At 72.6% G+C, this 23,387-nt stretch carries 21 protein-coding genes; 15 read left to right on the top strand and 6 right to left on the bottom strand.

Annotated features, from left to right (window positions below; genetic code table 11):
• Positions 1 to 104: 104 nt before the first annotated feature.
• The 8 genes from ABZ919_RS07060 to ABZ919_RS07095 all read left to right on the top strand — a co-directional run bounded on the left by ABZ919_RS07060 (position 105) and on the right by ABZ919_RS07095 (position 7,950).
• A complete protein-coding gene (locus ABZ919_RS07060; protein ID WP_361243646.1) occupies positions 105 to 1,739 on the top strand; it encodes a glycoside hydrolase family 20 protein in 1,635 nt (544 codons plus the stop codon).
• A gap of 111 nt (positions 1,740 to 1,850) precedes the next feature.
• Entirely contained in the window at positions 1,851 to 2,405 is a 555-nt protein-coding gene (locus ABZ919_RS07065) for a hypothetical protein (RefSeq protein ID WP_361243648.1), read from the top strand.
• 184 nt (positions 2,406 to 2,589) lie between these two features.
• Complete coding sequence (locus tag ABZ919_RS07070) at positions 2,590 to 2,976, top strand: hypothetical protein (protein ID WP_361243650.1); 387 nt, start codon at positions 2,590 to 2,592, stop codon at positions 2,974 to 2,976.
• A gap of 121 nt (positions 2,977 to 3,097) precedes the next feature.
• The gene (locus ABZ919_RS07075; RefSeq protein ID WP_361243652.1) at positions 3,098 to 4,255 is read left to right on the top strand and encodes a hypothetical protein; all 1,158 of its coding nucleotides are present in this window, start codon (positions 3,098 to 3,100) and stop codon (positions 4,253 to 4,255) included.
• Positions 4,256 to 4,378: 123 nt separating this feature from the next.
• Positions 4,379 to 5,020, top strand: coding sequence for an RNA polymerase sigma factor (locus ABZ919_RS07080; protein ID WP_361243653.1), 642 nt, complete (start codon positions 4,379 to 4,381; stop codon positions 5,018 to 5,020).
• A gap of 120 nt (positions 5,021 to 5,140) precedes the next feature.
• On the top strand, positions 5,141 to 5,902 hold the full coding sequence (locus ABZ919_RS07085; RefSeq protein ID WP_361243655.1) for a hypothetical protein: 762 nt from the start codon (positions 5,141 to 5,143) through the stop codon (positions 5,900 to 5,902).
• A gap of 288 nt (positions 5,903 to 6,190) precedes the next feature.
• Entirely contained in the window at positions 6,191 to 6,853 is a 663-nt protein-coding gene (locus ABZ919_RS07090) for an RNA polymerase sigma factor (RefSeq protein WP_361243657.1), read from the top strand.
• Positions 6,853 to 7,950, top strand: a complete 1,098-nt coding sequence (locus ABZ919_RS07095) for a hypothetical protein (RefSeq protein ID WP_361243659.1) — start codon at positions 6,853 to 6,855, stop codon at positions 7,948 to 7,950. Before ABZ919_RS07090 ends, ABZ919_RS07095 begins: the two co-directional genes overlap by 1 nt.
• A 224-nt stretch (positions 7,951 to 8,174) precedes the next feature.
• On the opposite strand, the gene ABZ919_RS07100 is transcribed toward ABZ919_RS07095, so the two are convergent.
• Positions 8,175 to 8,993 carry a L,D-transpeptidase family protein gene (locus tag ABZ919_RS07100; RefSeq protein ID WP_361243660.1) on the bottom strand — a complete coding sequence of 273 codons (819 nt, stop codon included), beginning with the start codon at positions 8,991 to 8,993 and terminating at the stop codon, positions 8,175 to 8,177.
• 80 nt (positions 8,994 to 9,073) lie between these two features.
• On the opposite strand from ABZ919_RS07100, the gene ABZ919_RS07105 reads away from it, so the two are divergent.
• Together ABZ919_RS07105 and leuE are read left to right on the top strand one after the other, a co-directional pair.
• The gene (locus ABZ919_RS07105) at positions 9,074 to 10,654 is read left to right on the top strand and encodes a methylmalonyl-CoA mutase family protein (protein ID WP_361243662.1); all 1,581 of its coding nucleotides are present in this window, start codon (positions 9,074 to 9,076) and stop codon (positions 10,652 to 10,654) included.
• Between the two features lie 62 nt (positions 10,655 to 10,716).
• Positions 10,717 to 11,373, top strand: a complete 657-nt coding sequence (gene leuE, locus ABZ919_RS07110; RefSeq protein WP_361243663.1) for a leucine efflux protein LeuE — start codon at positions 10,717 to 10,719, stop codon at positions 11,371 to 11,373.
• A gap of 341 nt (positions 11,374 to 11,714) precedes the next feature.
• On the opposite strand, the gene ABZ919_RS07115 is transcribed toward leuE, so the two are convergent.
• From ABZ919_RS07115 to ABZ919_RS07130, 4 genes are all read right to left on the bottom strand, one after another.
• Positions 11,715 to 12,686 carry a class I SAM-dependent methyltransferase gene (locus ABZ919_RS07115; protein ID WP_361243665.1) on the bottom strand — a complete coding sequence of 324 codons (972 nt, stop codon included), beginning with the start codon at positions 12,684 to 12,686 and terminating at the stop codon, positions 11,715 to 11,717.
• A 102-nt stretch (positions 12,687 to 12,788) separates the two neighbouring features.
• Entirely contained in the window at positions 12,789 to 13,943 is a 1,155-nt protein-coding gene (locus ABZ919_RS07120) for an acyltransferase (protein ID WP_361243667.1), read from the bottom strand.
• 63 nt (positions 13,944 to 14,006) lie between these two features.
• Entirely contained in the window at positions 14,007 to 15,341 is a 1,335-nt protein-coding gene (locus tag ABZ919_RS07125) for an alpha-2,8-polysialyltransferase family protein (protein WP_361243668.1), read from the bottom strand.
• Positions 15,338 to 16,315 (bottom strand): glycosyltransferase family 2 protein, encoded by a 978-nt coding sequence (locus ABZ919_RS07130; protein WP_361243670.1) that lies wholly within the window; start codon positions 16,313 to 16,315, stop codon positions 15,338 to 15,340. Before ABZ919_RS07130 ends, ABZ919_RS07125 begins: the two co-directional genes overlap by 4 nt.
• Before the next feature lie 198 nt (positions 16,316 to 16,513).
• Between ABZ919_RS07130 and ABZ919_RS07135 the strand changes: the two genes are divergently transcribed.
• The 4 genes from ABZ919_RS07135 to ABZ919_RS07150 are packed head-to-tail and all read left to right on the top strand — an operon-like array spanning position 16,514 to position 21,249.
• Positions 16,514 to 17,827 carry a DUF6716 putative glycosyltransferase gene (locus ABZ919_RS07135; RefSeq protein ID WP_361243672.1) on the top strand — a complete coding sequence of 438 codons (1,314 nt, stop codon included), beginning with the start codon at positions 16,514 to 16,516 and terminating at the stop codon, positions 17,825 to 17,827.
• Positions 17,828 to 17,856: 29 nt separating this feature from the next.
• Positions 17,857 to 19,086 (top strand): N-acylneuraminate cytidylyltransferase, encoded by a 1,230-nt coding sequence (locus ABZ919_RS07140; RefSeq protein ID WP_361243674.1) that lies wholly within the window; start codon positions 17,857 to 17,859, stop codon positions 19,084 to 19,086.
• Between the two features lie 13 nt (positions 19,087 to 19,099).
• Positions 19,100 to 20,038 (top strand): N-acetylneuraminate synthase family protein, encoded by a 939-nt coding sequence (locus tag ABZ919_RS07145; RefSeq protein ID WP_361243676.1) that lies wholly within the window; start codon positions 19,100 to 19,102, stop codon positions 20,036 to 20,038.
• Positions 20,039 to 20,082: 44 nt separating this feature from the next.
• Entirely contained in the window at positions 20,083 to 21,249 is a 1,167-nt protein-coding gene (locus ABZ919_RS07150) for a hypothetical protein (RefSeq protein WP_361243678.1), read from the top strand.
• A gap of 330 nt (positions 21,250 to 21,579) precedes the next feature.
• On the opposite strand, the gene ABZ919_RS07155 is transcribed toward ABZ919_RS07150, so the two are convergent.
• A complete protein-coding gene (locus tag ABZ919_RS07155) occupies positions 21,580 to 21,903 on the bottom strand; it encodes a hypothetical protein (protein WP_361243679.1) in 324 nt (107 codons plus the stop codon).
• A gap of 233 nt (positions 21,904 to 22,136) precedes the next feature.
• Here ABZ919_RS07155 and ABZ919_RS07160 point away from each other — a divergent pair, with 233 nt between their 5' ends.
• Positions 22,137 to 23,372, top strand: coding sequence for an amidohydrolase (locus ABZ919_RS07160; RefSeq protein WP_361243681.1), 1,236 nt, complete (start codon positions 22,137 to 22,139; stop codon positions 23,370 to 23,372).
• Positions 23,373 to 23,387 lie beyond the last annotated feature (15 nt).

Raw genomic sequence — 23,387 nt, forward strand, 5'->3', positions numbered from 1 at the left:
AGTGGTCACTGTGTGTCCCTGTGATGCCTGAAATTCACCCGGACGGGAGAGTTTCGGAACCCCTCGATGACGAAGTACGTGCGAATCGGTCGTACGTTGGCGGGGTGACCCAGCACAGGCGCCGCGCTCCGGCGCAGCAGGTACGCAAACGGGCGGTGGTGGCCGCCGCGGTCGTCGGGACCGTCGCGCTCGGCACGGGGGTCGGCGTGTGGGCCTCCTCGGACGGCGGCGGGACGGAAGGGCAGTCGTCGTCCGGGCGGGTGGCCGGCAGCGCCTCGGCCACGTCCCCGGCGAGCCCGACGCCCAGCCGGTCCTACCCGCTGTCCCGGCCGCCGCGCACGATACCCGCGGTGCGCTCCGCCACTGCGGCGCGCGGCCCGGGCTGGAAGCCGCAGAAGGCGGACCGGGTGGTGATCGGCGACGGCGAGCTGGCCGACGAGGGCCGGCTGATAGCCGGGGAGCTGGGACTCACCTACGCGGGGCGGCAGGACGACGTGCGGGCGGGGGACGTCCGGCTGGCGCTCGGCGGCGGGGACGGTAACCAGGAGTCGTACACGATGACGGTCCGTGGCGGACGGGTCGACATCAGCGGGCCCGGCGAGGCCGGTGTCTTCTACGGCACCCGGACGCTGAAGCAGGAGGTCCACGGCGGCGGTACGGCGCCGGAGGGCGTCGTACGGGACGAGCCGGCCAAGCCGGTGCGCGGGTTCATGCTGGACATCGCGCGCAAACCGTTCTCCGAGTCCTGGATGGAGGACCGGATACGCGAGCTGGGGGATCTGAAGTTCAACGAGCTGGGCCTGCACTTCTCCGACGACCAGGCCTTCCGGATCGAGTCCAGTACCCACCCCGAGATCGTCTCCAGGGATCACCTGACCAAGGCGCAGGTCAGGCGGATCGTGGGCCTGGCGAACAGTCGGCACATCACCGTCGTCCCCGAGATCGACTCGCCGGGACACCTGGGCGCCGTCCTCGCCGCCCACCCCGAGCTCCAGCTGCGCAACGCGAGCGGGGTCGCCACCAAGGGCGCGATCGACATCTCGAAGCCCGCCTCCGCGAAGCTCGTCGACGATCTGCTGAACGAGTACGCGGGCCTGTTCACCGGCGGCCAGTGGCACCTCGGCGGCGACGAGTACCAGGCGCTGACCGTGAAGGACCCGCAGGCCTCCTATCCGCAGCTGGCAGCCGCCGCGCGGAAGAAGTACGGCTCCGGCGGCACCGTCGCCGACCTCACCACCGGCTGGCTCGACGACCGCGCCGCCACCGTCCGTGCCCACGGCAGGACCATGAGGGCCTGGAACGACGGCTTCTACCGCGGGACCTCGGTGCAGGCGGCCAAGGACCTGCAGGTCGCCTACTGGACCGGCAAGGAGATCGGCGCCCGCCAGCCGGTGGAGTATCTGAGCGCGGGCCGCAAGGTGCTCAACTACAACGACGAGTTCCTCTACTACGTCCTCGGCCAGCCGCAGACCTTCGTCTACCCGACCGGGCAGCGGATCTACCAGCAGTGGAACCCGCGAGTGCTGCGCGGCACGACCGCAGTGCCGGCCGGCTACGACGGCCAGATACCCGGCGGCTCGTTCGCGGTCTGGTGCGACTTCCCCGACGCCCAGACGCAGGCCCAGGTGGCGGCCGGGATACGGCTGCCGCTGCGGGCCACCGTGCAGAAGCTGTGGGACCCGGGCACGCCGGCGCTGTCTTGGACCGACTTCCGGAAACTGGCGAACCGGCTGGGCTGACTTGGCCGAAAACCTCTGCGAACCCCGGCTGTGACACTCCCGCGCCGTATCACGCAGTAAAGGGAAGTGCGGGCTCCGTAACGGTCGGCGCCCCGGCGAGGGAGACACTGCATGAGCCTCGTGGAACTGATCGCACAGGCCGACGAACGCGGACTGGCCGCCAGCGGGTTGGCTTGTTTGGATCGGTGCCTGCCGCTGCTCGGCGCCGACGACGAGCTGCTGCGGCCCCTGTGGGCGAGCCTCGCCGACGGCTCCGGCTGGGGCGACAGCCTGGACAAGGCCCGCGGGACGCTCGACGCCGAGCAGCCCGGCGACGACGAGGCCGCTCGACTGACCCGCCGCATGCTCCATGCGGCCCCGGCGGCACGCACCGCCGAGGCGATACGTCCCTGGGCCGACGCCTGCTCGGTCGCCTCGCTGCGCATCCACCGGCTGCTCGATCCCGCGGCTGACGGCACGTCGGCGGACGGCGTGGATGCCGGCCGGACGGGGGACACGGCGGACCTGCCTCCGCTGGTGGCGGCGGAGCTGCGCCGGCAGACGACGGTCCTGGAGGTCCTCGCCGAGCACGGCCCCAACGGTCTGCGCCGCGCGCTGGACCTGTCGATCGAGGGGCGCCGGGTTCTGCGCGCGGTGGTGTCGCGGCGGGCGCGCAGCGGGGCGTGAGCGAAACAGGACGCGTGTGCGCACTGCGAGGGTGCGCCGAGCTGGTCGGACCCCCTTTGTGGGCGAGTCCTGTGACTGTCCTGCGGTCGCCGTGGGGTGGTTCCGCGACGGTTGGCGAAACGCCGCGGAATCGCGTGACGGATGGCCGGGGCCGCTCGCTCTTCCCTATGTGACAGCCCATTACGTGACAGCACAGCAGGAGACCCGGCCGCACGCCGCGGCGAAGCCCGTGCGGTGGGCCGCGGACGCCGTGGCGACGATGCGCGAGGGCGCCCGGGTGCGGCTCGACTACACGGCGCAGAGCCTGTGGCGGGTCGACCGGATGATCGAGGAGATCCGCCGCGAGGGGCCGCCGTACGCCGCCGTCGAGACCGTGCTGCGCGGCTTCGGTGCCTACGCGGGTGAGGTGATCGTCCGCCAGACCGGTGCCGAGTGGTGGGGGAGCGGCGGTGAGCACTGGGTGCGCACACCCGACGGCCGGCTCTGGGACCCCATCGACGAGGCCCGGCGGACCTACGGCGGCCACGGCTCGCTGCGCCTGCTGTGCCGCGACGCCACCGCCACCCACTGACCGAGCTCATGGGGCCGGCCGGACATCACCGGGCCCTGTGGGCAACCGGCCTGCCCGTCCCTCTCCAGGAGGGTGACCGAGACCAGCGGCCGGCCCGAGGTCCTGGCCTACGGTGGTGCCCGTGTTCGTGGACGTCGTGACGGTCGCCTCGGTCGTACTGGCTCTCGTGCTCGCCCCCCGGGTGGCGGCCGCCGCCCGGCGCGTCCCGGCCGGGCCGCGCCCCGGCCGCTCGATGCCGCCGCTCACCGCGCTTGCGGTGGTGACCGGGCTGGTCTACGTCAACCAGGTGCTGTTCACGGTGTACGTGGTGCGCGTCCACGGCGGTGACCCGTCCTTCGTCGCGCGGTACCTGCCGCCGGGATGGTTCGAGCTCGCCTCCGGCAACCCCGTGCTGCGACGGTTCGCCGACGGCTTCCCCGCACCCGGACTGCTCGCTCCCTCGGTCCTGCGCGCCCAGGCCTTCCTCGAACTCCCCTTCGTCCTGCTGGCCTTCGCGACCGTGGTGCGGTGGCTCGACGCCGGCCTGTACCGGGCGATCGCCCGGTCCGCCCTGCTGCCGGCGGCCTCTGTGTCGTACACGGTCGTGTTCTGCCTGGTGGAGTGGGATCTGCGCAATCCGTACACGGTCGACGACATCGTCGTGCGGGGTGTCTCGGCCGTCCTGACCCCCTGTCTGCTGCGGTGGCTCGCGGGACGGGACACGCACACCTCCCGCACGCCTGCCTCCGTGCCGGGACTGCTCGTGTTCATCGGGTCGCTCGGCGCCCTGGGCACGCTCGTCCTCGTCGTCTACGACACCGCTCTGCTCTACAACCTGGGACGGCTGGGCGAACGCCTGCCCATGGCCGCGGTGGCCGTCCTCGCGCTCGCCGGCCTCCGCGGTGCCGCCGCCCGTCTGCGGGAACCGGCCGCCCCCGGACCCACGCAGGCCTTCGCGCACCATGCCCTGGGCCACTGGCTCGCCCTGTTCTTCCTGCCCGCCCTCGCCATCCGGTACGGCGTCGTGTTCGGCACGCCCCGGCTGGCCGAATCGGCAGGCGTTTGGGTGGCCGTCACCGCCATCGCCCTCTCCTGGCGGGACGCGCCGGCCGACGCAGGGCGGCTCGGGCTCGCCGTGCTCGCCGCCACCGGCGCCGCGTGCGCCGCAGCCCGGGCGACGCCGGCGCCGTACTACGAGGTCACCCTGCTGTTCGCGACGGCCGCCTTCCTCGGCACGGGCATCGTCGTCGGCGGACTCGTCGACGCGCGCGCGGAGCGCCGGTCCCGCCGACGGCTGTGACAAAACCTTGAGCCCCGGCGCTGATCACCGTGGGGCATGGAGCACGCGCGGCCTCTGTCGCACGATGCCGATTCGGTGCGAGCGCGGGCACGAGCCCGGGCCGGGTACGGACGAGGACGGTTCTTGGGCCAGGGAGGACGAGCCCGCCGACCGCAGCCGCGGGACGGGGAGCTGGGCGCGGCCGTCGCGCGCGCCCGGGACGGCGACGAAGCTGCCTTCGCGGTGGCCTACCGGATCGTGCAGCCGGGCCTGCTCGGCTATCTGCGGGGCCTGGTCGGCGAGGACGCCGAGGACGTGGCCGCCGACGCCTGGCTGGAGATCGCCCGGGACCTCGGCCGGTTCAAGGGTGACGGCGCCGGTTTCCGCGGCTGGACCGCGACCATCGCCCGGCACCGCGCCCTGGACCACCTGCGCCGCAGGCGGGTACGGCCCCGGATCGCGCCGCTGGAACAGGACGCGCTGGAGCTGCCCGGCCGGCTCACCACTCACGAGCAGGCCCTGGAGTCGCTGTCCACCGAACGAGCCCTGGAGCTGGTGCGCGGCCTGCCCCGCGACCAGGCCGAGGCGGTACTGCTGCGGGTGGTCGTCGGCCTGGACGGCCCGGCAGCCGCGCGCGTCCTCGGCAAGCGTCCCGGCGCCGTCCGCACCGCCGCCCACCGTGGGCTGAAACGTCTCGCCCGGCAGCTGGGCGCCCACGGAGCGGCCGATGACGACACCGAGGGCATGACCGGCGACCGCCCCCGGACGCCGGGTGAGCCGACATGAACGGCGCCGGCCGAGAGCCGTATGGATACGGGAGACAGGGGAGCGCGGCCGGCCCCGGAGCCCGTAGCGGGTCCGGGAGCCGCGGCTTCGACGGCACAGCGGGCGAGGACGGGAACGGACATGGGTGAACGGCACAGCGGCGACGGGCTCCTCCGCCGCCGGTACCCGCACCCCGGGGGCACCGTGTCCGCACCGGACCGCGCCGACGGGGCCCGGGCCGACGCCGCATTCGAGGCCCGGCTCGGTGCCGCGCTGCGCGCCGGCGGCGTCGACGCCGAGGCCGAGCGCCGGGCCGTGGCCGCTTTCCGCGCCGCCCGCGAGTCCGCGCCGGCACGGGCGCGCACCCGGCGCCGGGACGACTGGCGGCCCGCCGCACGCAGGCGTGCCCGGCTGTCGCTGAAGGCCACGCTCTCGATGGCGCTCGCGAGCCTCACCCTGGGCGGTGTCGCGGTCGCGGCGATCGGCTCCGCCGGATCCGGCGCCGACGGCCACCGCGACACCCCGCCGCGGGCGCACTCGTCGACGACCGCCCCGCACCGGCCGGCCGCTCCCGCCGGAGCCACCGGACGCGGCTCCCTTGCCGCCTCCGCGCGCCCGGACCACCCGGCCACCGCCCGCGACACCGTGGCCCACTGCCGTACCTACGTGCGGGCCGGGGGCCGGGGCGGTGCCCTGGACTCGGCGGCATGGCAGCGGCTCGTCACGGCGGCGGGCGGCAAGGACGAGGTCGCGGCCTACTGCGCGGCCCGGCTGACGTCTGCTCAGGCCAAACAGCGCGACAAAAGCGGCTATCCACCCGTGAAGGGGCAAAGTGCCGCCAAAGGCAAGAATGCCAATGGCGGTGGTGATGCGGGGCGTCAGGGCCCCGGCAGGAAGAAGTAGGTCCCGGCCCTCGTCCGTCGGGCGGAGCGGGTAAAGGCAACGGCCGGGGCCGCCACCCCCCACAGGAGAGGCCCCGGCCGTCGCGCTGACGGACCGCGCGCGGCCCGTACTCCCTACAGCGCCGTGAGTGCGTTTTCTGTCACACCCCGTTCCGGTGGACCCTCACCCTGCGCACATCCGTACCTGGTCACGAGTTAGTTGCATCTTCTACAGACATGGACGGGGAGCGGTTTCACGCCGTAACGTGCCTTTCGCGCCGACCAGGGAACCAGGCGTAAAGGGAGTGCGGTGCTGGGGGACGACGCGGAGCTGACCACCGCGGTGCGTGCGGCGCAGTGCGGAGACGAGAGCGCGTTCCGTACGGTGTACCGCGCGGTGCACCCGCGGTTGCTCGGATACGTACGCACGCTGGTCGGTGATCCGGACGCCGAGGACGTGGCGTCCGAGGCCTGGCTGCAGATCGCCCGCGACCTCGACCGGTTCAGCGGAGACGCCGACCGCTTCCGTGGCTGGGCCGTCCGGATCGCCCGCAACCGCGCCCTGGACCACATACGCATGCGCGGCCGCCGTCCCGCCATAGGCGGCGACGAGACGGAACTGACCGGCCGGGCCGCCGAGGCCGACACGGCCGGCGAGGCCATCGAGGCCCTGGCCACCGACAGCACCCTCTCCCTCATCGCGCGCCTTCCGCAGGACCAGGCCGAGGCGGTCGTCCTGCGCGTCGTCGTCGGCCTCGACGCCAAGAGCGCCGCCGAGACCCTCGGCAAACGCGCCGGTGCCGTACGGACCGCGGCGCACCGCGGTCTGAAGCGGCTCGCGGAACTGCTCGGCGACGATCCGGAATCGGCCGGTGTGCTGGACGCGCTCCCACCCCAGCGAGAACCGCGCGGTCGCGCGGTGTCGTCCGCAACTGTGACGGATACGCGTGCGCGGACGCAGAAGGACATGTGATGGCCGACGAGCAGTACAAGTGGCTGAACCGGGAGACGGCGGAACGCCTGCTGCGCGGTGAGTCACTGGACGCCGTCGACGCCTCCGCCCGTGACCAGGCCGAACGTCTCTCCAAGGCACTCGGCGCGCTCTCCGCGGAGGCGGCCCCCGCCACCGGTGAACTCCCCGGCGAAGAGGCGGCCCTGGCCGCGTTCCGCAAGGCCCGCGAGTCCGCCGACGCCGAACGGACCGCCGCCGGCCGCGCCGACGGCACCTTCGGCCTGCCCGCGTCCGGCACCCATGAGGGCCTGGTCCGCATCGGCGCCCCGGCCCCTACCGGAATCCCGGCCCGCCGTCCCCGCTGGGGCCGCCCGGTGCGCCTGGCGCTGGCCGCCGTGGTCGCCGCGGGCACGTTCGGCGGGGTCGCCATGGCCGCCGGAGCGGGGATGCTGCCCACGCCGTTCGGGCCGGAGCGGCCCGGCCCCGCCGCCTCGGTCTCCGCCGACCCGAGTTCCGGGGCGCCGCTCGCCTCGGTTCCGCCGCACGGCACCCCGGGCGCGACCGACGGTCCGGGCCTGCCGAGCGGCAGCCCGGGCGGCCACCCCGGCGGCGCCTCCGGCGAGGCCGTCGGACCGGACGACCGCACGGGCAGGAGCAGCACTCCGGGCACCGGCGAGCCCTCCGGCACCCCCGGCGGCCGGTGGAAGGGCGCGGCCGCGGCCTGCCGTGACTTTCGCGACGGCAAGGAGCTGGACGGCGGCCGCCGGCGCGTCCTGGAGAAGCTGGCGGGCGGCAGCGCCCGGGTGAGCCGGTACTGCAAGGTCGTCCTGGCCACCGCCGGTTCGGCCGACGGCACGACGAGCGGCGGCAAGGGCGACGACGGCGGCGCCCGGGGCGGGAACAAGGGCAAGGGCAAGGGCAACGAGAACGGCCAGGGCGGCGACGACGAGGGCAACCCCGGCCGGGGCGGCGGCCGTCACCCGGGCTGGGGTGGCCACCTCGGCAAGGGCAACGGCGACGGCAAGGGCAACGGCGACGGCAAGCGCCGGCACGGCGACGGCGCCGCAGTCGTCCCCACCGCCCTCAGCTTCGACGTGCACCCCTCACGCCCCCTGTGACCTGCGGTTTCGCGGCCGCCAAAAATTTTTCGCGCGGGGGTGTGACGTTTTTGGAGCCCGGGACGCAGTACTGAGTGAGCCGACTGGTCATCGGCCGTCGCACTGAGCCGGGGTTCCCCCCGTACCTACGGCTCGTGCACCTGGCGCGGGCGGGACACGTTCCCCCGGTCCCGCCCGCGCCCCGCTTCGTTTCCCTCCGCTCCCCTGGTTCCCCTCGCTCCGCGTCACCAGTGGATGACGACTTCGTCGCCCACCCGCACCTGAGCGAACAGCCCGGCGATCGCCGTCTCGTCGCGGACGTTCACGCATCCGTGCGAGGCGCCCGCGTAGCCCCGCGCCGCGAAGTCGTACGAGTAGTGCACCGCTTCGCCGCCGCTGAAGAACATCGCGTACGGCATCGGTGAGTGGTAGAGCGTGGACACCCAGTTCCGCGCCTTCCAGTAGACGTGGAAGACGCCCTCCCGGGTGGGCGTGTACTGGGCCCCGAACCGCACCGACATGGTCGAGAGCGTCCGCCCGTCGACCATCCAGCGCAGCGTCCGCGTCGTCTTGTCGATGCACAGCACCCGCCCGGTCATGCAGCGCGGGTCTGGCGCACCGGCCGGCTGACCGCCCATCAGGTACAGCTCCCAGGTGCCGGGCGCATGCGTCATCTCGACCAGCCGCCGCCAGGTGACGGTGTCCGTCCGCCCGGTCCGTGGCAGACCCCGCTTGCCCTGGAAGCCCCGGACGGCCTGCTCGGTCAGATCGTCGTACGAGCCCGTCGGCCCGTCGAACAGCCAGTCCAGCCGGCGCAGCCGCGCCTGCAGCTCCCGTACGCCCGGCCCGCTGTCACCGCGCGACCACAGCACCCGCGCCGCGGGCGCGGCCGGTGACCGCTGGGCCGTCCGGGTGGGATCCGCCGGGCGGCTTCCCGGGAGCCGGAGGTGCACCGGCGCCCGGGCCCTGCCGTCGGCGTCCGTGGGCTGCACCGTGCAGCCGCACAGGGCGGCGAGGGCGGCGGCAGCGGCGAGTACGGCGGCGGGTCTTCGCGGGATCCTCATGCCGAGGATGCTTCCCAGCGTGACCGCCGCCGAACGACGGGGCATGGTGAGGGGAGACAGGACGTACCGCGGAGGCCTCCATGACGCGTGAGTCGGAGTCGGGACTGCCGATCGAGCCGGTCTACGGGCCCCAGGCCCTGCAGGGCTGGGACCCGGCCGGGAAACTGGGCGAACCGGGCACGTACCCCTTCACCCGCGGGGTCTACCCGACCATGTACACCGGCCGCCCCTGGACCATGCGCCAGTACGCCGGCTTCGGCACGGCCGCCGAGTCCAACGCCCGCTACCGCCGGCTGATCGCCCACGGCACCACGGGCCTGTCGGTCGCCTTCGACCTGCCCACCCAGATGGGTCACGACTCCGACGCGCCGCTCGCGCACGGCGAGGTCGGCAAGGTGGGCGTGGCGATCGACTCCGTCGAGGACATGCGGGTGCTGTTCGACGGCATCCCGCTCGACCAGGTCTCCACGTCGATGACGATCAACGCCCCGGCGGCGCTGCTGCTGCTCCTCTACCAGCTGGTGGCGGAGGAGCAGGGCGTACCCGCCGGCCGGCTCACGGGCACCATCCAGAACGACGTGCTGAAGGAGTACATCGCGCGGGGGACCTACATCTTCCCGCCGAAACCCTCACTGCGCCTGACGGCGGACATCTTCAGGTACTGCACCGCCGAGATCCCGAAGTGGAACACGATCTCGATCTCCGGCTACCACATGGCGGAGGCGGGCGCGTCGCCCGTACAGGAGATCGCCTTCACGCTCGCCGACGGCGTCGAGTACGTCCGCACGGCGGTGGCGGCGGGCATGGACGTCGACGACTTCGCCCCGCGCCTGTCCTTCTTCTTCGTGGCCCGTACGACGCTGCTGGAAGAGGTCGCCAAGTTCCGTGCGGCGCGCCGCATCTGGGCCCGGGTGATGCGGGAGGAGTTCGGGGCGCGCAATCCCAAGTCCCTGATGCTGCGTTTCCACACCCAGACGGCGGGGGTCCAGCTGACGGCCCAGCAGCCGGAGGTGAACCTGGTCCGGGTGGCGGTGCAGGCGCTCGCGGCGGTACTCGGCGGCACCCAGTCCCTGCACACCAACTCCTTCGACGAGGCGATCGCCCTGCCGACGGACAAGAGCGCCCGGCTGGCGCTGCGGACCCAGCAGGTGCTGGCGCACGAGACGGACGTCACGGCGACCGTGGACCCGTTCGCGGGGTCCTACGCGGTGGAGCGGATGACGGACGACGTGGAGGAGGCGGCCGTCGACCTGATGCGGCGGGTCGAGGACTTGGGCGGGGCGGTCGCGGCGATCGAGCGCGGCTTCCAGAAGACCGAGATCGAGCGGAACGCCTACCGGATCGCGCAGGAGACGGACTCCGGGGAACGGGTGGTGGTGGGGGTGAACCGCTTCCAGCTGGACGAGGAGGAGCCGTACGAGCCGCTCCGGGTCGATCCGGCGATCGAGGCCCGGCAGGCCGAACGGCTGGAGAAGCTGCGGGCCGAGCGGGACCGGGGGGCGGTGCACACGGCGCTGGACGCGCTGCGGAAGGCGGCGGAGGGGGAGGACAACGTGCTGTATCCGATGAAGGAGGCGCTGCGGGCGCGGGCGACGGTGGGAGAGGTGTGCAACTCCCTTCGGGGGGTTTGGGGTAGTTTCGTGCCATCGGATGTGTTCTGACGGGTGGTTGTGTCCGACCCACCCCTCCTCCCGGTGTCGTACCCCCGTGCGACACTCCTCGCATGTTCGGCGTCATCGACCTCCCCACCTACCTCGCGGGCCTGATCCTGATCGTGCTGCTGCCCGGACCCAACTCGCTGTACGTCCTGTCCGTCGCCGCCCGGCGCGGCGTGCGGGCCGGTTACACCGCCGCCGCCGGGGTGTGGTGCGGGGACACGGTGCTGATGGCGCTGTCCGCCGCCGGCGTGGCCTCGCTGCTCAAGGCCAACGCCGTGCTGTTCGGGATCGTGAAGTACGCCGGTGCCGGGTATCTGACCTGGCTGGCGATCGGGATGCTGCGGGCCGCCTGGCGGATGTGGCGCACGCGGCGGGAGAAGCCGCTGGAGGGCTCCGCGGCCGCCGCGGCCGCCGTCCCCGATGAGCGGCCCTTCCGGCGCGCCCTCGTCGTCAGCCTGTTCAATCCCAAGGCGATCCTGTTCTTCGTCGCCTTCTTCGTGCAGTTCGTCGACCCGGGCTACGCGTACCCGGCGCTGTCCTTCGTCGTCCTCGGCTCGTTCGCCCAGCTGGCGAGCGGCCTGTATCTCAGCGCGCTGATATTCGGCGGCACCCGGCTCGCCACGGCGTTCCGGCGCCGCAAGCGGCTGTCCGTGACGGCCACCTCGGCGGCCGGTGTGCTGTTCCTCGGGTTCGCGGTGAAACTGACGCTCGCTTCGGCCTGACGCAGGCCCAGGCTCGCTGCGCGTACTCCTCCAGTCCCCGTGCCGACCCCCCGCCCAGCCGCCGCAAGGGTTCCCGCCGCGACGCCGTGCCGTCGGACCAGGAGAGCGACCGGCATGTCAGCGATCGGCTCCGTCGTCGAGGAGCAGGGCGTGAAGCCCCTCCCGGGCGAGCGCCGGGAGGGGTACGACATCGGGGAAAGCACTTGGCGGCCGGCCGGCCGGCCACCTGCTCGCGGCCGAGGCCGGACAGTTGCTCTTCGACGGCTGCGACGAGCAGTTCGAGGAGGGGCGGGCGGTCGTGACCGCGGGCATCGGGGCCCGGTACGGGACCGGCTGAGCCGTCACCTCCGGGCGGCGCGGGCGTTGCGTATCGCCCGTGTGACCACCGGTGGGAGCAGGTCGACGGCGACCCGGCGGATCCGGCGCGTGCTGCGCCGCGGCGCGGGCCGGACCGGTGCCTGCGCGGCCACGGGAGCGGGTCCGGGGTCCGGGGCGGGCGCGGCGGCCTCCCGCGGCTCCGGTGCCGGAGCCGCGGCCGGTTCCCCGCTCGCCTCCGCGTGCTTGGACGGCGGGAACTGCGGCGCCCGCATGCCCTTCGACTTCAGCCGGATGATCCGGTGTCCGGCGGCTTCCTGGACACTCAGGTGGCAGTCCGACCGCTCCCGCACCATGGCCACCAGCTCCTCCTGGACCGGCTCCGGGTCGCCCCAGGTGCCGTACAGCTTCTGGGTGCTCAGACAGACCGGGTGCAGACCACGGTTGAGCACGGCCTCCCAGGCGGCTATGGAGACCCCGGGGGTGTGCTCGGAGCGGAAGTCGTCCAGGACCACGATGCCGTCCGGAAGCAGCAGGTCGTGCGCGGCTCCTATGTCGCCGTGCACATGCTCGTACAGGTGGGAGGCGTCGACGTGCACGAACCGGCACGAGCCCGGCTCGACCTCGCCGGGCACCAGTGAGCTGGGGCCCTGCAGCACGCGGGGCAGCTCGTCGTGGAAGGAGAGGTAGTTGTCCTCGAAGAGCCGCCGGGTCAGCGCGCTGTAGGACTGGGTCGCCTCGGCCCGGTTGGCGTCGTCGGGGGCGTCGCCCTCGAAGAGGTCGCACACGGTGTACTTCTCGCCCGGCTGCTGGTGCCGGCCGGTGAAGATCGCGCTCTTGCCCATGTAGACCCCGACTTCGAGCAGATCACCCCGCATGCCGGAGCTCTCCTGCCGGTTCAGGAACCAGTCGAACAGCACCTGGTCCAGCACCGGGAACCAGCCGGGCACGTCGTCGAGACGGCGGGGCGGTTGCGTCGCTTCCTGAATGGTGGCCATGCGGGGTGGGCACTCCCTCGGTACGGCGTCTATGGGATCCCTGCGGGGGGCCTGTGAGGAACAGGTGGCAAGGGCTCTACGGTGCCTGCCCGTCGGGCACTTTCAAAACCCACGACGAGGTGAACTGCTGGCCAACTTCCGTGCTTTCAGGGCCCTCTTCAGTCGTGGGCCGAGCGGTCGCTCCACGAACCGGTGGATCAGCCAGGCCAGTACCAGCATGCCGAGCACGGTCACCACCAGGGTCGGCCACGCAGGCAGGCCGAGTCCCCGGTGCAGCACCCGGATGACGAACCAGCCCAGGTGTTCATGGACCAGGTAGAACGGGTACGTCAGCGCGCCGGCCGTGGCCAGCCAGGACCAGGAGGCCCAGCGCGCCCAGCCCAGCGCCACGGCGGCGACGGCCGCGAAGGCGACGGTGACTATCAGCAGGACGACGTAGGGATCGCGGTGCGGGTGCGGGTGCCACAGCCCGCGGGTGGCCTCGCTCTGCGCGAGCAGCCAGGACATTCCGACGATGCCCCACGCGAGCAGGTCGCTGCCGAAGCGGTGGACCAGGTACAGCGCCAGACCGCCGATGAAGAAGGGGGCGTAGTCCGGCATGACCACCTGGTTCAGCAGGTCGTTGCCGGACGATCGGCACAGGACGGCCGCCACGGTCCAGATGCAGGCGAACAGCACCACCCGGCGGTGGTTCACCCCGCGCAGGACGACGAGCAGCGCGAACAGCACGTAGAAACGGACCTCGACCCAGAGCGTCCAGCACACGCCCAGCACACGGGTCGCGCCCATCGGCTGCTGGAGCATCGTCAGATTGACCAGGAATTCGTCCAGCCGGACCGGGTGGACCACGACGGGCAGGGCGAGGGACGCCCCCGTGACCAGGAACAGGGCCACCCAGTAGGCGGGGTAGAGGCGGGCGACCCGGGAGCGCAGGAAGTCCCCGGGGGTACGGCCCCAGCTGCTCATGCAGATCACGAAACCGCTGATGACGAAGAAGAACTGCACGCCGAAATTGCCGTACACAGCTGCCCGGGACAGGGACGGGAAGAGGTGGGCCGGACTCCCGTGCCAGGACGCGGAGACCGTGCCGCCGCGTCCGGCGTAGTGGTAAAGGCAGACCATCAGCGCGGCGACGAGCCGCAGGCCGTCCAGGGCCAGGAGACGGCTACCGCGCCCGCGGGACGACACCGGGGCGGGAGCCGTCCGGGATATCAGCGGGCCGGGGGCGGCGGTGAGGCCGGGGGGTGAAGCAGCCATGTGCGCTTTCCTTCCTCATTCGGTTGTGCGGCCGGCCGGGTGCGGTCCGCCGCCCTGCCGCTGCTAACCGCGTGCGCCCCGGCGCAGGCTGCGCGCCTTGCGGGCCACCCGGCGGACCGTCGCGTTGCGCGGGATGAACGCCAGCTGGGCGGGCACCCCGCCGGGCAGGGCCAGCGAGGACAGGCGCCGGCGCTTGAAGTAGCGCGTGGTCTGGGGGTTCAGGTGCCGGGCGAGCCAGGTCTCCGCGTGCGGGCGCAGCTTCGGGTAGATCTTCGGCTGCATCGCGAAGCCCACCGCACGGATCAGCGCGCCGAGCGCCTCGACGGCCATGCCGGTGCGCTGCTCGGTCACCGCGGCACGGTCACCGAGGCTGGGCAGCAGCGCGTCCACGATGGTCACCGGGACCCGGTTGCTGTTCTCGTACGGCGCGAGCTGCTCCAGCAGCAGTTCGGTGCCGATCCGGGCGACCGGGAGGCCGTACAGCGCCTGTGCCGTGAGCAGGGCGGTGGAGAAGCAGCCGACGACCAGCGTCGGCCGCATGCGCTGGTACAGCACCTCGGCGAGGACCGGGGTGTCGAGCACGGTCAGCTCGACCTCCAGCCGCTCCGCCTCCTGCTCCAGCAGACGGGCGAAGCGCGCCGGGGCGGACGGGTGCGGTTTGAACACGACCTTGGTGTGGCCCAGCGCGGCCGCGCCCTTCAGCATCCGCACATGCAGCTTCTCCTCCTGCTCGGCGGTGAGGATGTCCAGCGCGGACAGGTACTGGCCGAGCAGCAGGGCGGGCTCCTCGATCTCCGGCAGTTCCGCGCCGGAGGGGGCGAGTTCGGCGAGCACCTTGGTGAAGGCGGCCGTCTGCACGATCTCGCCGGGCACGTCGAACTCGGTGAGCAGCAGCGGCTTCAGCCCCGGGACCAGGTCCAGGTGGAGCACCCGGTCCACGCGGGTGCCGACCAGCGGGTCGATCTTGTTGCGGGTGGGGCCGTAGCTCATCAGTCCGTCGGCGTAGACCGTGACCGGGGCGCCGGTGAAGATCTGCGCGAGCGCGAGGGAGGGGTTGACCTGGATCGACTCGACGGCCAGCTCCACGTCCTCGTCGCCGAGTTGCCACTCGTGGCGCAGGAAGCGTTCCCACAGCGGCATGTCGTCCACGCGGGGCGCCCAGCCGCCCGGGTGGAACGGGAAGATGGTCTCGTTGTACAGGATCACGTCGTCGAAGCGGTCGCGCAGCTTCTCGAAGCCGGGCGCCTCGTCCAGCGCGGGCGTGGTCTCGGGCGTGGCCGCGTTGTTGCAGACCAGCAGGATCCGCCGGTCGGCCGGGCGGAAGCAGCCGGAGTCCAGGGCCGCGGCGAGGGTCGCCGTGCCGTACAGCGTCGACGCCTGGAAGATCTGGGTGGTCACGCGGCGGCCCCCGCGGTGGCGGGACGGCGGCGCAGCCGGCGCAGCTTGGTGGCGCGCTGGAGGTCCATGGAGTCCAGCGCCTCGTCCAGCACGTCCTGCGGCATGCGCCGCAGGGCCGCGGCACTCATGGATTTCAGTTTCTTCGCCACCGCGGGCTCGAACCTTTCGATGGATCCCAGATGATGGGAAATGATGGCGCAATAGGTGCGGACGGCCTTCGGCAACAGCTGATCGGCATCCCGGTCCTGAGCGGTTTCCGCGACGACTTGATCGAACGCGCGAATGAAATCGAGTTGCCGTACGTCACCGATCTGGGTGAGCGAGGAGGCGACCCCGCGCCGGTAGAACACGCCGAGCATGCTCACCGCGGCGAAGGATTCCGCCTGCCGGTGCAGCTTCCAGATCCACGGCCGGTCCTCGGCCGTGCGCAGTCCGTCGGTGAAGTGCAGCAGCCCCTTGTCCACCAGCCGGCGGTGGTAGACGCCCGCCCAGGCGTACGCGTAGTCCACGGACGTGGACCGGTCGGCGGGCAGTATGGCGTCGCGCGGGTCCAGCACCACGTTGCGCCGGCCGACGGGGACCCGGTTCACCTGGCGCGACCGCGCCGTGCACTGCACATGGTCGGTGCGGATGAAGTCGCAGCCCAGCTCGTCCATCGCGGCGACCAGCTGCGCGAAGTAGCCGGGGGCGAGCCAGTCGTCGCCGTCCAGGAACGTCAGGTACTCGCCGCGCGCCCGGTCGATACCGGTGTTGCGGGCGGTCGCCAGCCCTCCGTTCTGCTCGTGCCGGACGTGGACCGCCCCGGGCAGCTCGCGCTCCGCGCGCGCGAGAATCTCTGGTGTCCCGTCGCGGGAGCAGTCGTCGACGAGAATGAATTCGAAGTCCTCACGCGCGTTCGCCCTCAGGCTCCTGAGCGTGTCGGGCGCGTATTGCTGCACGTTGTAGAACGGCACGATGACGGAGAGCTTGACCACGTCAGGGACGTTAGGACGAAGCCCGTCATTCGTCTTGACCGTCTGCTTGATGCTGGGTGAACGGCACGTGGCGAAGCTGTGAACCGGGCTTATTTCCCGTGCCCTCACGGCCTGATTCGCCATTCGGCGATGTGCTGTTAACCGTTTGTTGCATTCTGGTTGGGCGGATCCTCGGAATGCCTTCCTAGCGTCTTCGGCGTGCCAGCAAGTGCTACGAAGTCCCTGCGGGTCGCCGTCCTCGCCGATTCCGACACCCGGTGGAAGTGGGGCGCGCTCACCGCGCAGCGCCTCGCCCCCGCCGATGCCGAGATCCGCCTCGACGGCTACCTCCTGCGGGGGCGCGCCACCCCGACGGCCCGCCAGCTGAAGGAGGTGGGCGTCCGGGCGGACTCCCTCCGCGAGGTCACCGGCGTCGAATTCCTGCGTGTGATGGGTGAGCCGTCGTACGACGTCCTCATCCTCGCGCTGGTCGGGGGCGGCGTCCAGGCGATGCTGCACGGACTGCGGGCCGCCTGGGCGGGCGCCGGCAAGCGGCCCGTCGTCGTCACCGGGTACGTCGGTGTCGTCTACGAGAAGCTCGCCGACGGCCTGCTGCTGCGGCACGGCGCGGACCTCGTCCTCGCCAACTCCCGGCACGACGCGGACCGGTTCCGCGCCGTGTACGAGGGCGTGGGCGCCGACGCCACCTCGGTCACCGAGGTCGCGCTGCCCTTCCTCGGCGGGGCGCCGTACGCCGGCGAACACGACCGCTGCACGGTGGTGTTCGCGGCCCAGCCCTCCGTCCCGGACAGCCGTAAGGACCGCACGTACCTGCTCGACCGGCTGATCGAGCACGCCCGCAGGCACCCCGAGCGCGAGGTGCTGCTCAAGCTGCGCTCCAAGCCCGGCGAACACACCACCCACATCGAGGAGCTGCCGTACCAGAAGCTGGCGCAGGGCAAGGACCTGCCCGCCAACTTCCGCCTGGTGTACGGCCACATGGGCCAGGTGCTGGACCGTACCGACCTGCTGGTCACGGTCAGCTCCACGGCCGCCCTGGAGGCCCTGCACCGCCGCATCCCCACGGTGATCCTGACCGACCTGGGCGTGCGCGAGGTGCTCGGCAACCACCACTTCACCGGCTCCGGCTGCCTCGCCTCCTGGGACCAGCTCGACGCCGGCCACCGCCCGGTGGCCGACGAGGAGTGGGTGTCCCGGCAGGGCGTGGCCGCCGACGGCACTTACGGCACGGCCTTCGACACCGCCCGCGAGCGCATCGCCAGGCTGCTGGACCGCCCCGGCGGCCTGCCGCCCCTGAACCCCTACTACACCCCCGAGACCGCGCCCGGCTATCTGCCCGGCATCCTCGCCCGGCACCACCTCGGCCCCGACGGCGTCCCGCTGCCCGGCGCGCCCGCCGCCGACAAGGAGCCCGGACCGGTCCGCCAGATCGTGCGCCGCGCCGCCCGCGGCGCCTACCGCCACGGCGTGCAGCGGGTCGCTCCGGTGATCCGGCGGATGGGGGAGCTGTGACCTTCCAAGGCTTCCAAGGAGTGGACCCCATGTCGAACCCGGAAGCGGGCCAGGGCGCCTCGGTGCGCCGCGTGCTCGCGGTGATCCCCGCCCGTGGCGGTTCCAAGGGCGTGCCCGCGAAGAACCTCGCGCCCGTCGGCGGTGTCCCGCTGGTGGCGCGCGCGGTGCGCGAGTGCCGGGCGACCCGGCTGGTGACCGACGTCGTCGTCTCCACCGACGACCAGGCCATCGCCGCCGCCGCCCGGGAGGCCGGCGCCGAGGTCGTGCTGCGCCCCGGCGCGATCGCCGGGGACACGGCCACCTCCGAGGCCGCGGTCCTGCACGCCATGGACGCCCACGAGGCGCTGCACGGCGCGGCCGTCGACGTGGTCCTGCTCGTGCAGTGCACCAGCCCCTTCCTCGTCCGCGAGGACATCGACGGGGTGGCCGGCGCGGTCGTGGAGAACGGCGCGGACACGGCCGTCACCGTGGCCCCGTTCCACGGCTTCGTCTGGCGCGAGGCCGACGTGGAGTCCGAGGGCGGGGTGGGTGTCAACCACGACAAGTCCTACCGCCCGCGCCGGCAGGACCGGCCCCAGGACTTCCTGGAGACCGGCGCCGCCTACGCGATGGACGCGGCCGGCTTCCGCAAGCACCGGCACCGCTTCTTCGGCCGCACGGAACTCGTGCGCACGGACCCCGCGCGCGTGCTGGAGATCGACGACCCGCACGACCTGGCCCGGGCGCGCGCCCTGGCCCCCCTCTTCGACGCGGACCGCCCCGGTTCGCTGCCGACCGCCGACGACATCGACGCGGTCGTACTCGACTTCGACGGTACCCAGACCGACGACCGGGTGCTGATCGACTCCGACGGACGGGAGTTCGTCTCCGTGCACCGCGGTGACGGACTCGGCATCGCGGCCCTGCGCAGAAGCGGCCTGAAGATGCTGATCCTGTCCACGGAACAGAACCCTGTGGTCGCCGCCCGTGCCCGGAAGCTGAAGCTTCCCGTGCTGCACGGCATCGACCGCAAGGACCTCGCGCTGAAGCAGTGGTGCGAGGAGCAGGGCATCGCGCCGGAGCGCGTGCTCTACGTCGGCAACGACGTCAACGACCTGCCGTGCTTCGCCCTCGTCGGCTGGCCCGTGGCGGTCGCGAGCGCCCACGACGTCGTACGCGGCGCCGCACGCGCGGTCACCACCGTCCCCGGCGGTGACGGCGCGATCCGAGAGATCGCCAGCTGGATCCTCGGCCCCTCTCTCGATTCCCTCCCCAAGTAAGGACATCCCCCTGATGAGCACCAACTCCCGTCTGCGTACGTTCGGTTCCCGCGAGGTCGGCCCCGGCAAGCCCGTCTACATCTGCGGCGAGATCGGCATCAACCACAACGGTGAGCTGGAGAACGCCTTCAAGCTGATCGACGTGGCCGCCGAGGCCGGCTGCGACGCCGTCAAGTTCCAGAAGCGCACCCCGGAGATCTGCACGCCGCGCGACCAGTGGGACATCGAGCGCGACACCCCCTGGGGCCGGATGACCTACATCGACTACCGCCACCGCGTGGAGTTCGGTGAGGACGAGTACCGCCAGATCGACGAGTACTGCAAGGAGAAGGGGATCGACTGGTTCGCCTCCCCGTGGGACACCGAGGCCGTCGCCTTCCTGGAGAAGTTCGACGTCCCCGCCCACAAGGTGGCCTCCGCCTCCCTGACCGACGACGAGCTGCTGCGCGCCCTGCGCGCCACCGGCCGCGCGGTCATCCTCTCCACCGGCATGTCCACCCCGAAGCAGATCCGTCACGCGGTCGAGGTCCTGGGCAGCGACAACATCCTGATGTGCCACGCCACGTCGACCTACCCGGCGAAGGCCGAGGAGCTGAACCTCCGCGTGATCAACACGCTGGAGAAGGAGTACCCGAACGTTCCGATCGGCTACTCCGGCCACGAGACCGGCCTGCAGACCACCCTCGCCGCGGTCGCGCTCGGGGCGACCTTCGTCGAGCGTCACATCACCCTGGACCGCGCCATGTGGGGCTCCGACCAGGCCGCCTCCGTCGAGCCGCAGGGCCTTCAGCGCCTCGTCCGCGACATCCGCACCATCGAGGCCTCCCTCGGTGACGGTGTCAAGAAGGTCTACGACTCCGAGCTCGGCCCGATGAAGAAGCTGCGCCGCGTCGCCGGTGCCGTCGCCGAGGCGGAGATCGCCGCGGCGGCGGGCGAGCCGGTCACGGTCTGACCACCGGCCTCTTGACTGCCTTACGACGGGACGGTCGTACGCCGATGAGCCCCCGCGCCGGTCACGCCGGCCACCCTCCCCGCACGCTCGCCTTCGTGGAGAGCCCGGTCCAGCTGCTGAACGTGCTGGAGTGGGCGCATCTGCAAGGCCTGCGCGGTGCGCACACGGACCCGCTGCCCGGCGCGGACCCGCTTCCGTCCGTGCCCGCGCAGGTGCGCCGGACGGTGGCCGGCGACTCGCCGCAGGCCGGCGCGGAGCTCACGGTCGTCGTGCTGTCCCCGACCGACCCCATGACCCGGGGCCAGCTGCGCCGCATGGCCGACCTGGCCCGGGACGAGGGGTACCGGGTGCGCTGGGAGGAGGCGCGGGGCGGGCCCGCCGCGCCCTTCTCGACGATCGGCGGTCTGGCGGGGCCCCTTCGCCGGGTCGACCGGATCGTCATGGGGGACCCGTTCTCCCGCTATGTACAACTGCTGCTGACCATCACCCGCGCCCGCGACCTGGTGGTCGTCGACGACGGCACGGCCACCATGGAGTTCGTCGCCCAGCTGGCCCGCGGCGAGCGGCTGGTCCGCTGGCACCGCAAGGGCGGCCGCCCCGGGGCGAGGGACCTCCTCTTCGCCCCGGTGTCCTCCTCGGCCCGCCGCCGGCTGACGCCGAGCTCCCGCCGCCGGGTCGAGGTCTTCTCCTCCATGCCGGTGACCGAGACCCCGGACGGGGTGACGGTCACGGCCAACGACTTCTCCTGGACCCGCGCCCGCTTCGGGCCGCCGCGCATCACCAAGAGCGCGGACATGGTGGGAACGTCCCTGGTGGAGACGGGAGTCGTGGACGGCGACCGCTATCTGGACGCCGTCCGCACCCTGGCCAAGGCCCACGGCGCGACACGCTACTTCGCGCACCGCCGCGAGAGCGCGGACAAGCTCCACCGCCTCGCCGCCGAGACCGGCCTGGAGATAGTCCGACCGGACCTCCCCCTGGAGCTGATCGCCCGCCGCGGCCCGATCGGCCGTACGATCCTCAGCTTCCCGTCGACGGTCGTCCACACCCTCCCCCTGGCCCTCACCGGCACGGGTGTCCGCGTCGCGGTGTGCGACATCGACCCCACCTGGCTGACGGAGACCGCCTCGCCCCGGGCCCAGGGCTTCCTGTCGGGCGTGACGGGGACGGCGCGGGACGTCCACCGGCTGGCCGCGGTCGCGATGGCCTGACGGAGAGCGCCGCGCCGCCCGGAACGAACCGGTGCCGGGTCGCGCTGCCGGCAGGCGAGCCGTCCGGTGCCGGGCACCTCGGCCCGGACCACCGCCTGGACGCGCTCGGCCCTGATCCGGTCCGGCTCCTGCGTGTAGGCGATCTTCGCGAGCTCGTCCGCCGCCGCTGCGCCGCCTTCTCGGCGGCCGGGGTACGGCGGGCCGCCGTCTTCAGCCCGCGGGCGTGCTCCTTCAGCGCGGTGCCGGGACGTCGCCCCGGCCCGCCCGCAACGGCACCGGGAAGCGCACACTCCACCGGTGCCCCCCTGCGGCGGCCGCCCGGCCAGGGGCTCAGGCTGCGCCGCCGGGCTGCGGGCCAGGGTAAACGCCCGCGCCCGCGTCTCCTGCCCGTCCGGCTCCCGCCGCAGCGTGGCCACCAGCTCCAGCCCGGCCTCCGTCAGAGCCCCGGTGAGTGGCGCACTCCGGAGCGGGGCCGCTGCCCAGGTCCGCCACGGGGGCCGTGCCGCCTCGCGTGACCAGCTCGGCGAAGGCGGTGATCAGACTGTGGTCCAGGGGATGCCGGCCGCCGGCCGGGAACTGGGTGGCGTAATCCTTGGCGATCGCGTCGTAGGAGGTGCGGGTCGTCTGGAGGAAGGTCTCGGTCGCGTCCGTCACGTGCGCGGACCCTGCCGTTCGGGACCGCTAAGCGGGGTCCGGTTCCTGGACACGGCGCGCGTGAGTGCGGCAAGGCGTGGTATGCGTGGAAGAGGAAACGGATGTCTTACCCACCAGTGTCCGCCGTCATGCGTCCGCCGGTCAGATTTTATTCCCCTAACGGGCTGAAGTTTTGTTGATCGAGGGGTAGTTGACCAGCCGGGCGTCCTACCCTTCAGAGGGTGAAGCAATTGATGTCCCTAGAGTCCGAGGCCGGCCTCGCGGGGGATGTGCTCCCCGGCGTGCTGAGCGAAGCCCTGCACGCCGAACTCGTCGCCTTCCGTCGCGACTTGCACATGCACCCTGAGCTGGGCAATCAGGAGTTCCGCACGACCGCCGCGATCAAGGAGCGGCTGGAACTGGCGGGGCTTCGGCCCCGGGTGCTCGCCAAGGGAACCGGACTCGTGTGCGACATCGGTCTGGCGGAGGGCCGGCGGTCGGCCGTACCCCTGCTGGCGCTGCGCGCGGACATCGACGCCCTGCCCATCCCGGACACCAAGAGTGACTGCCCGTACCAGTCGACCGTGCCGGACCGTGCGCACGCGTGCGGTCACGACGTGCACACGACCGTCGTGCTCGGCACCGGGCTGGTCCTCGCCGACCTGCACGCCAAGGGACTGCTGCCCCGGCCGGTGCGGCTGATCTTCCAGGCCGCCGAGGAGGTGCTGCCCGGCGGCGCGCTGGACGCCATCGAGGACGGGGTGCTGAGCGGGGTCGGGCGGATCCTCGCCGTGCACTGCGACCCCCGGGTGGACGCCGGGAAGATCGGACTGCGGCACGGCCCGATCACCAGCGCGTGCGACCGGCTGGAGATCGCCCTCGACGGCCCCGGCGGACACACCGCCCGCCCCCATCTGACCACCGACCTGGTCACCGCCGCCGCCCGGGTCGCCGTCGACGTGCCCGCGGTGATCGGCCGTCGCGTCGACACCCGCGCCGGCCTCGCCCTCACCTGGGGCCGGATCGAATCGGGCCACGCGCCGAACGTCATCCCGCAGCACGCCGAGCTGTCCGGCACGGTCCGCTGCCTGGACCTGGAGGCCTGGCGGCAGGCCCCCGACATCGTGCACGCGGCCATCGACGAGGTCGCCACCCTGCACCGCGCCAAGTCCGAGATCACCTACGTCCGCGGGGTCCCGCCCGTCGTCAACGACCGGGAGTCCACCGAACTGCTGCGCCGGGCGATGGCCGCGCGCCGCGGCCGGGACGCCGTCGAGAGCACCGAGCAGAGCCTCGGCGGCGAGGACTTCTCCTGGTACCTGGAGAACGTGCCGGGCGCCATGGCCCGCCTCGGCGTACGCCGGCCGGGCGAGCGCACCGTGCGCGATCTTCACCAGGGTGACTTCGACGCCGACGAGGACGCGATCACGGTCGGTGTGGAGATGTTCACGGCGGCGGCCTTCCTGGAGCCGAACGGGGTCCAGGAATGAGCGCGGTGCAGGAAT

Origin of the sequence: Streptomyces sp. NPDC046759 (genome assembly GCF_040645475.1) — a bacterium.
In the GTDB taxonomy this organism is placed as follows: domain Bacteria; phylum Actinomycetota; class Actinomycetes; order Streptomycetales; family Streptomycetaceae; genus Streptomyces.

Excerpts from the sequence above, each read along its gene's own strand:
- ABZ919_RS07115 (WP_361243665.1), bottom strand. The coding sequence starts at position 12,686 with ATGGCCACCATTCAGGAAGCGACGCAACCGCCCCGCCGTCTCGACGAC.
- ABZ919_RS07100 (WP_361243660.1), bottom strand. The coding sequence starts at position 8,993 with ATGAGGATCCCGCGAAGACCCGCCGCCGTACTCGCCGCTGCCGCCGCC.
- ABZ919_RS07140 (WP_361243674.1), top strand. The coding sequence starts at position 17,857 with ATGTCGAACCCGGAAGCGGGCCAGGGCGCCTCGGTGCGCCGCGTGCTC.
- leuE (WP_361243663.1), top strand. The coding sequence starts at position 10,717 with ATGTTCGGCGTCATCGACCTCCCCACCTACCTCGCGGGCCTGATCCTG.
- ABZ919_RS07065 (WP_361243648.1), top strand. The coding sequence starts at position 1,851 with ATGAGCCTCGTGGAACTGATCGCACAGGCCGACGAACGCGGACTGGCC.
- ABZ919_RS07160 (WP_361243681.1), top strand. The coding sequence starts at position 22,137 with ATGTCCCTAGAGTCCGAGGCCGGCCTCGCGGGGGATGTGCTCCCCGGC.
- ABZ919_RS07105 (WP_361243662.1), top strand. The coding sequence starts at position 9,074 with ATGACGCGTGAGTCGGAGTCGGGACTGCCGATCGAGCCGGTCTACGGG.
- ABZ919_RS07120 (WP_361243667.1), bottom strand. The coding sequence starts at position 13,943 with ATGGCTGCTTCACCCCCCGGCCTCACCGCCGCCCCCGGCCCGCTGATA.
- ABZ919_RS07095 (WP_361243659.1), top strand. The coding sequence starts at position 6,853 with ATGGCCGACGAGCAGTACAAGTGGCTGAACCGGGAGACGGCGGAACGC.
- ABZ919_RS07085 (WP_361243655.1), top strand. The coding sequence starts at position 5,141 with ATGGGTGAACGGCACAGCGGCGACGGGCTCCTCCGCCGCCGGTACCCG.
- ABZ919_RS07145 (WP_361243676.1), top strand. The coding sequence starts at position 19,100 with ATGAGCACCAACTCCCGTCTGCGTACGTTCGGTTCCCGCGAGGTCGGC.
- ABZ919_RS07150 (WP_361243678.1), top strand. The coding sequence starts at position 20,083 with ATGAGCCCCCGCGCCGGTCACGCCGGCCACCCTCCCCGCACGCTCGCC.